The organism is Mycobacterium sp. NPDC003323, assembly GCF_053589535.1.
This window is the reverse complement of the sequence record NZ_JBSFSB010000003.1, coordinates 512,230-520,164: the sequence shown is the minus strand read 5'-3', so window position 1 is coordinate 520,164 and position 7,935 is coordinate 512,230. Positions and strand designations below refer to the sequence as shown.

Here is a 7,935-nt window from a genome sequence, read left to right as displayed (position 1 = left end):
AGCACCGCGGCCGGCCCGTCCGCCATGGCCCGTTTACGTAACTCGTAGAACGACTTTCGAGATATGCCATGCTCGGAACAGAACGTCGAGACCGCTCCGCGAGGCGCGTCGTCGGGCCACTGGGCGATCGCCAGGCGGACACGAGGGTCGATGGGTTCATTGACAGCCACCACCCAAGCCTCGAGGCAGAAGTGTCACCACCGAGACCCCTCAAAGTGCCACCGATGTCCTGATGCAGAACTGTCACCGATGTCTTGAGACATAACATGTGACAATTCGATCGACGTCAAGCACTCCTTGACAGATCTATCAACGTCAAGCATATATTGACATATGCCCGATACGTTTACGGCAGCAGGGCAGCGGCTCCACCGTCAACTCGGCCGGATCCTCGCCGCGCCGCTGCTGGATGCCGACGACGATCCGCTCGACCTGGTGCGTGCCGCCGACGAGATCCGTGACGAGGCCGAGGCGCTGATGAGCGCGGCGGTACAGCAGGCGCGCGCAGCGGGTCGCACCTGGCAGGAGGTCGGCGACGTGCTGGGTGTGTCCCGACAGGCCGCCTTCCAGCGGTACGGCAAACCGATCGATCCACGAACAGGAGAAGCCATGAACACGACTGCACTCCCCGGGGCCGACGAGCTGGCCCGCACCGTCATCGACGATCTGGTGCAGGCCAGGTGGGCCGAGGTGAGCGCTCGGTTCGACTCCACGATGTCCGACCGGCTCACCGACGAGGGCCTGGCCGAGGGCTGGGCGCACATCGTGGGATTGGCCGGAGCCTACGAACGCCACGGCGAAACCGCGGCCACCCGGGCCGGCGACTTCACCACCACCGACACGCCGTTGAACTTCGAGGCCGGTGACTTCGTCGCGCGCATCACCTTCCGTGACGACCGGACAATTGCCGGGCTCTACATCCTGAACCCCGACGCAGCCGCCAACTGAGTCAGCCGGCAGCCGGCCCGTCCAGGAACTCCTGCAACGCCTCGGCCACCGACTCCGGCGCCGTCGCCATCGCGAAATGCGAGTGCTCGGCCCAGCGCACCCGCCGGGCCGCCGGCAACACCGCAGCCAATTCGTCGATGCCTTCGGGCAGCGGCGACCAGCTCTGGCCGCCCTCCATCAGCAGCACCGGCACATCGACGGCGGCCCAGCGCTCGGGGCCACCGTCGTCACCGGCCATCGCCTCCAGGTCGGCCAGCGCGCTCATCGCCGCCACCGGATCGTCGGGAATCGACGGACCGGCGGCCAGCACATCGGCGGGGATGCGGGCGGCTTCGCGCAGGAAAAGCTCCAACGCGTCGGCGTATCGCACCGTGGTGAACAGCCTCTGGTACTCGTCGATGACCGGCAGTAGATGCGCGCCCGTCAGCAGCAGCGGCGGCTCGAACAATGCCAGCGAGGCGATCCGGCTGCTGTCGGAAAGCGCGGCGTGCAGCGCCACCGTCGCGCCGTAGGACGCCCCCACCACATGCGCGCGGCCGACGGCGCCCAACACCGACTGCAGATCATCGGCCTCGGCGGCAAAGCTGTTGGGCGCCGGGCCGACGCCGCTGGGCAGATGATTGCGGCGCGCGTACCGGATGATCTGGTAGCCGCCGAGGCGGGCGCCGATATCCGCCCAGGATTCCAGGCCGCCGTTGGACCCGTGCACGAAGACCACCGGCGGCCCCGAACCCGTCACCTCGGCGACGAGTTCGGTGCCATCGGGTGCTGCCACAGAGATGCTCACGGGCAGCGATTGTTCAGGAAATGGCGTCCCGGATCGACCGGCGCGCCACCGCGACACGAGCTTCGACCGCCTCGCGGGCGGACACCACGGAGGCGTTGAACTCGCTCCACTCGCGGTCGATGGCATCACGCAGATCGCCCCGCCGGCTGGCGGTGGTCGCCACTTCGAACACGCCGTCGACGGCGCTCGACACCAGTTCACCCTGCGCCCGGACCACGGCGCCGGCCACCTCGGCGGCGCCGGTGATCACCGCATTGGGCAGCGGCGACTGCCGGTTGGCGTAGGCGCCGACGGCGGTGCGGATGCGACCGCCCGCGACCAGCACGGCGTCCTGGACCGCTTCGTTCGTCTCGCCCAGCGCCGCGGGCAGGGTGGCACCGCTGCGGATGGCGGCGACCACTGCCGCCGGTGATTCGACGACCGCCGCGGCCGCGTCGGTGGCCGCCTCCACCAGCTGGCCGGTCAGGTCCTGGCCGGCGTCGAGTTGGCGTCCCAGCGCGGCACGCAGGGCGACGGCCCGGTGGTCGAGAACGGCTTCGATGTCGGAAGCCGGGACGATCTCGGCGTCGATGAAGTTGTCGGCAGCAGGAGCTGCGGTGTTCGCGGTGTTCTCGGGAGTGACGGTGTCGGTCATGGAAAGCCATTGAACGCCGCGCAACCGAATCGCCGATGGCATACAGATGACCGCCGGATGACGCCGACGAATCCCGCAGAGGTGGAAGTGCTTACACCCAATACGCCACGCGCGCGCGGTACTGACGCATCGCGAAGGCCGCACAGATCCAGCCGAGCACCGTGCACACCAGCACGACGATCCAGTGCCGGAGCTCCTGGTCGGCGCCCAGCAGCGGTGCCCGCACGATGTCGACGTAGTGCAGCAGCGGATTGAACTCGATGATCTTGGCCCAACCGCCGGCGCCCTGGGTGCGCAGCGTCTCGTCGTTCCAGATGATCGGGGTCATGTAGAACAGCAACTGCACCAGGCTGAACAACAGCGGGCTGATATCGCGGTACCGGGTGGCCAGGATGCCGAAAACCAGTGCCACCCAGACACAATTGAGCACGATCAGCAGCAGCGCCGGGATGAAGGCCAGGTCGGTCCACTTCCACGGTTGCGGGAAGATGATCGCGATCACCACGAAGATGATGATGTTGTGCGCGAACAGCAGCACCTGCCGCCACACCAGTCGGTAGACGTGCACACTCAGCGGCGTCGGGAGTTGCTTGATCAGTCCCTCGTTGGCGACGAACACGTCGGCACCCTCGAGGATGGCCGCGCTGATCAGATTCCAGATGATCAGGCCGAGCGTCACATACGGCAGGTGCTCGGACAGTTCGAGTTTGAACAATTTGGAGTACAACCCGCCGAGTGCCACGGCCATGGTGCCGGTGGCGATAGTGATCCAGAACGGGCCGAGCACCGAGCGCCGGTAACGCTGTTTGATGTCCTGCCAGCCCAGGTGCAACCACAGTTCGCGCTTGCCGAACCCGGCCGCCATGTCACCCCAGGCGCGGGCCATCGTCTTGGACTGGGCGGCGGCGTCGATCACTGTCACCTGTTGTACCTCTCGAACTTCTCCTGCCGGCCCATCTTGCGCAGCCGTAGCCACTCGCGCAGTCCGGCCGGGTCCCGCCGGGTCACCAGGAAGAACCAGCCGAAGCGCACCCATTCCTGCGGGATCAACCGGCGCAGTCCGCGCTGCGCCTGCAGATAGCCGCGATTGCGGTAGGTGAAGAAGCGCTTGGCGGCGTCATCGGGATACTGGGTGTGCATCCGCCCGCCCAAGATCGGCTTGAACTCGTCGGCGCCGTGCGGGTGCAGGTAGGCCGCGTCCAGGCAGGTGCCGAACGGCAAGCCGGACAACACGAGTCGGCGGTGCACGTCGGTCTCGTCGCCGCGGATGAACAGCCGAAGATCCGGGACGCCGACCGCCTCCAGCGTGGTCGCGGCGAACAGCGCGCCGTTGAACAACGAGGCGATCCCGGGCAGCAGGTCGTCCGACCCGTCGACCCTCAGCTCCGACACCTGCCTGCGCCAGGCGACACCGCGGCGCAGCGGGAAGGCCAGTCGGCTCGGATCGTCGAGATCGCACACCATCGGCGACACCTCGGCCAGCGAATGCCGGGCCGCACACCCCAGCAGCGTGGCCAGGACCGAGTCGTCCGCGGGCCGCCCGTCATCGTCGGCCAGCCACACCCAGTCCGCACCCAGTGCCAGGGCGTGCAACATGCCGAGCGCGAAACCGCCTGCACCGCCGAGGTTTCGGCGCGAGCCCAGGTAGGTGGTCGGCACCGGCTGGGCGGCCACCAGTTCGGCGACCGCGGCGTCGTCGTCGTTGTCGACGACGATCAGATGGTCGGGCGGACGGGTCTGGGTGCACACGGCGTCCAACGACACCGAGAGCGCCTCGACCCGGCGGTGCGTGACGATCACCGCGACAACCGTGTCAGCCATCGGCGCGCGAGTTCTCTTCGAGCACTTCGCGTACGTGCCGGGCCGCATCCGGACCCTCGTAGGCGCCGACCACTTCCTCGATCCCGCCGGTCATCCGGATGGTGCCGTGATCGATCCACATGGCCGATGTGCACAGTTGGGCCAGGAACTCGTTGGAATGGCTGGCGAACACCAGGATTCCCGAGCGGGCCACCAGATCCTGCAGCCGGGTGCGGGCCTTCTTCATGAATTCGGCGTCGACGGCGCCGATGCCTTCGTCGAGCAGCAGGATCTCGGGGTCGATGCTGGTGACCACACCCATCGCCAGGCGCACCCGCATACCGGTGGAGTAGGTGCGTAGCGGCATGGACAGGTAGTCGCCCAGTTCGGTGAAGTCGGCGATCTCGTCGACCTTGGCCAGCATCTGTTTACGGGTCTGGCCGAGGAACAGCCCGCGGATGATGATGTTCTCGAATCCGGAGATCTCCGGGTCCATGCCGACGCCCAGATCGAACACCGGGGCCACCCGGCCGCGCACCGTCGCCGACCCGCGGGTGGGTTCGTAGATGCCCGACAGCAACCGCAGCAGGGTCGACTTGCCGGCGCCGTTGTGCCCCACCAGTCCGACGCGGTCGCCCATCTGCAAGGTCATGGTGATATCGCGCAGTGCCTCGATGACCACCACGTTGGATTCGTTGCGGCCGATGGTGCCACCGGCCTTGCCGAGGAACGCCTTCTTCAGCGACCGGGACTTGGCATCGAAGATCGGGAACTCCACCCACGCGTTGTCGGTGGAGATGAACGGGCTGTCCGACACGGGCGGCTACAGGTACTGCCCGGTGCCCGGGTGCGACGGACCGCGCTGCCCGGGTGCCATGCCCGGCGGCAGCTGACGCATCTGCTCCAGCTGCGCACGCGCGGCCATCTGCTGGGCGAACAGTGCGGTCTGGATGCCGTGGAAGAGGCCCTCCAGCCAGCCGACCAACTGGGCCTGGGCGATGCGCAGCTCACCGTCGCTGGGCACGGCGTCATCGCTGAACGGCAGCGTCAGACGCTGCAATTCCTCGCGCAGTTCCGGGGCTAGCCCCTCCTCCAGTTCGCGGATGCTGCTGCTGTGGATCTGGGCCAGCTTGCTGCGGCTGGCTTCGTCGAGCGGTGCGGCGCGCACCTCTTCGAGCAGCTGTTTGATCATGGTGCCGATCCGCATCACCTTGGCCGGCTGCTCGATCAGGTCGGTCAACGCCTTGTCGTCGTCGGCGTCGGCGGCTGCCGCGTCGCCGGTCAGAATTTCGACGTTGTCGTCGTCGGGGTTGATCGTCATGCCTAGCGACACTAGTCCCCCCGGTCGTGGTGTCTCCGAGCTGTGGCGACGGTCCAGGTCAGCACCGGATATCCGCCCCCCGTTGCTCCCACGAGCACCAGCAACAACACCGGTGATCAGCCCCCTGACGCCGAGGGGCCTGCATTAGTATGACCGTCGAAGTGATCCGGGCCGGGTCCTGCAGCGCGGCAGGATCTGCAACCCGATGTGTGTCCGTCTGTGCGATTCACAGACGTTCTAAGGTGGCTGACATGGTGTACGACGTTGCCCGGGTGCGTGGATTGCATCCGTCGTTGGGCGACGGCTGGGTGCATCTGGACGCGCCGAACGGGATGTTGCTGCCGGATTCGGTGGCCACCACGGTGTCCACGGCGTTCCGCGGTTCCAAGCCCGTCGCCACCGGTCCGCATCCCTCCGCGCGCCGCAGCGCCACCGTGCTGGCCGCGGCCCGGCAGGCCATCGCCGACTTCGTCGGGGCCGACCCGTCCGGTGTCGTGCTCGGCGCCGATCGGGCCGTCCTGCTGACCTCGCTGGCCGATGCTGCATCGGTCCGAGTCGGGCTCGGCTACGAGATCGTTCTTTCCCGGCTCGACGACGAGGCCAACATCGCCCCGTGGCTGCGCGCGGCCAACCGCTACGGCGCCAAGGTCAAATGGGCCGAGGTCGACATCGAGACCGGTGAGTTGCCCACCTATCAGTGGGAGAGCCTGATCACCGGCCCCACCCGGCTGGTGGCCATCACCTCGGCGTCGGCGACGCTGGGCACCGTCACCGATCTGACCCCGGTGACCAAGCTGGTGCACGAGAACAGCGGCCTGGTGATCGTCGACCATTCCGCAGCCGCGCCGTACCGGATGATCGATATCGACGACATCGACGCCGATGTGGTGGCGCTTAACGCCGTGGCGTGGGGCGGTCCGCCGATCGGCGCGCTGGTGTTCCGCGATCCGGCCGTCATCGACCAGTTCAGCTCTGTGTCGCTGGATCCGCACGCGACCGGGCCGGCCCGGCTGGAGACCGGTATCCACCAGTACGGACTGCTCGGCGGGGTGGTGGCCAGCATCGAGTACCTGGCCAATCTCGACGAGTCGGCCACCGGGTCGCGCCGGGAACGGCTGGCGGTGTCGATGGAATCGTCGGCCGCGTACATGGATCGGCTGTTCGGCTATCTGCTGTCCTCGCTGCGGTCGCTGCCGCGGGTGATCGTGTTGGGCAGCCCGGCCGAACGGATCCCGGTGCTGAGCCTGGCCGTGGACGGGGTGCCCGCCGAGCGGGTCATCCAGCGACTGGCCGACAACGGTGTGCTGGTGAGCTCAAGTGCGCATTCGCGGGTGCTGGATGCCCTGGGCGTCAACGACATCGGCGGGGCGGTGACCATCGGGCTGTCGCATTACAGCACCGCGGCCGAGGTCGACCAGTTGGTGCGGGTGCTGGCCTCGTTGGGCTAGCTGACCCGCAACAGCACCTTGCCGGTCACGCTTCCGTCGGTCAGCAGCTTGTGCGCCGCGGCGGCATCGGTGACGGGCAGTTCGGCGCCGACCAGCGGTCGCACCTTGCCCGCGGAGACCAGCGGCCAGACATTCTGCAGCACCTGTTCGACGATGGCGCCCTTGCCGTCCGGCCCGTCGACGGGGCGCGACCGCAGCGCGGTGGCGATCACCCCGGCGCGTTTGCCGAGCAGCTTGGCGATGTTGAGTTCGGCCTTGATACCGCCCTGCATGCCGATGATGACCAGTCGGCCGCCGTCGGCCAGGGCGTCGATGTTCCGGTCGAGGTATTTGGCGCCCATGATGTCGAATATGACATCGGCTCCGCCGGCCTCGCGCACCCGCTCGACGAAATCCTCGTCGCGGTAGTTGATGGTGAGATCGGCGCCCAGTTCGGCGCACAGGGCCAGCTTCTCGGCCGATCCGGCGGTCACGGCGGTCCGCACGCCCAGCTCCCGCGCCACCTGGATGGCATGGGTGCCGATACCGCTGCCACCGCCGTGGACGAGCAGAAACGCGCCCGGCTGCAGCCGCGCCGTCATCATCAGATTCGACCAGACGGTGCAGGCGACCTCCGGCAGCGCGGCCGCCGTGTGCAAATCGACACCGTCGGGAACGGGCAGCACCTGGGCGGCGGGGACCGCGGTGTATTCGGCGTAGCCGCCACCTGCCAGCAAAGCGCAGACCGGTTGGCCCACGGACCAGCCGTGCACGCCGGCGCCGACCTCGACAATGGTGCCCGACACTTCCAGGCCCATGATCTCGCTGGCGCCCGGTGGCGGCGGGTAGCTACCGGCGGCCTGTAGCAGGTCGGCCCGATTGACCCCGGCGGCGGCCACCCGGATCACCACTTCACCCTCGTGAGCTGCGACGTCAGGCGCTTCTTGCCATGTCATACGTTCGGTTGAAACCGCAACGATGGCTCTCATTGGAGCTAGGCTACTCCGCCTGCCGAAAG

The 7,935-nt window shown here is 67.8% G+C and carries 9 protein-coding genes and 1 pseudogene; 2 read left to right on the top strand and 8 right to left on the bottom strand.

Features of this window, described 5'->3' with window-relative positions; genetic code table 11:
• Nucleotides 1-173 (bottom strand): annotated as a pseudogene (locus tag ACWDUN_RS12170) (IS481 family transposase); the annotation flags it as partial.
• Nucleotides 174-333: 160 nt separating this feature from the next.
• Between ACWDUN_RS12170 and ACWDUN_RS12165 the strand changes: the two are divergent.
• Nucleotides 334-948 carry a DUF3887 domain-containing protein gene (locus tag ACWDUN_RS12165; protein ID WP_449928785.1) on the top strand — a complete coding sequence of 205 codons (615 nt, stop codon included), beginning with the start codon at nucleotides 334-336 and terminating at the stop codon, nucleotides 946-948.
• Nucleotide 949: 1 nt separating this feature from the next.
• Here ACWDUN_RS12165 and ACWDUN_RS12160 read toward each other — a convergent pair whose 3' ends face one another.
• The 6 genes from ACWDUN_RS12160 to ACWDUN_RS12135 form a co-directional block, all read right to left on the bottom strand.
• Complete coding sequence (locus ACWDUN_RS12160) at nucleotides 950-1,735, bottom strand: alpha/beta fold hydrolase (RefSeq protein WP_449928783.1); 786 nt, start codon at nucleotides 1,733-1,735, stop codon at nucleotides 950-952.
• Between the two features lie 13 nt (nucleotides 1,736-1,748).
• A complete protein-coding gene (locus tag ACWDUN_RS12155) occupies nucleotides 1,749-2,369 on the bottom strand; it encodes a hypothetical protein (RefSeq protein ID WP_449928782.1) in 621 nt (206 codons plus the stop codon).
• 91 nt (nucleotides 2,370-2,460) lie between these two features.
• Nucleotides 2,461-3,291 (bottom strand): galactan export ABC transporter permease subunit Wzm/RfbD, encoded by an 831-nt coding sequence (gene wzm, locus ACWDUN_RS12150; protein WP_449928780.1) that lies wholly within the window; start codon nucleotides 3,289-3,291, stop codon nucleotides 2,461-2,463.
• The gene (gene glfT1 / locus ACWDUN_RS12145) at nucleotides 3,288-4,190 is read right to left on the bottom strand and encodes a galactofuranosyltransferase GlfT1 (RefSeq protein WP_449928778.1); all 903 of its coding nucleotides are present in this window, start codon (nucleotides 4,188-4,190) and stop codon (nucleotides 3,288-3,290) included. Before glfT1 ends, wzm begins: the two co-directional genes overlap by 4 nt.
• Nucleotides 4,183-4,986, bottom strand: coding sequence for a galactan export ABC transporter ATP-binding subunit Wzt/RfbE (wzt, locus tag ACWDUN_RS12140; RefSeq protein ID WP_449928776.1), 804 nt, complete (start codon nucleotides 4,984-4,986; stop codon nucleotides 4,183-4,185). The genes glfT1 and wzt overlap by 8 nt, the downstream gene beginning before the upstream one ends.
• Before the next feature lie 6 nt (nucleotides 4,987-4,992).
• A complete protein-coding gene (locus ACWDUN_RS12135) occupies nucleotides 4,993-5,490 on the bottom strand; it encodes a bacterial proteasome activator family protein (RefSeq protein ID WP_449928774.1) in 498 nt (165 codons plus the stop codon).
• Between the two features lie 251 nt (nucleotides 5,491-5,741).
• Here ACWDUN_RS12135 and ACWDUN_RS12130 point away from each other — a divergent pair, with 251 nt between their 5' ends.
• The gene (locus ACWDUN_RS12130) at nucleotides 5,742-6,938 is read left to right on the top strand and encodes a cysteine desulfurase-like protein (protein WP_449928772.1); all 1,197 of its coding nucleotides are present in this window, start codon (nucleotides 5,742-5,744) and stop codon (nucleotides 6,936-6,938) included.
• Here the strand turns inward: ACWDUN_RS12130 and ACWDUN_RS12125 are convergent.
• Entirely contained in the window at nucleotides 6,935-7,906 is a 972-nt protein-coding gene (locus ACWDUN_RS12125) for an NAD(P)H-quinone oxidoreductase (protein WP_449928770.1), read from the bottom strand. The genes ACWDUN_RS12130 and ACWDUN_RS12125 overlap by 4 nt on opposite strands.
• Between the last annotated feature and the right edge of the window lie 29 nt (nucleotides 7,907-7,935).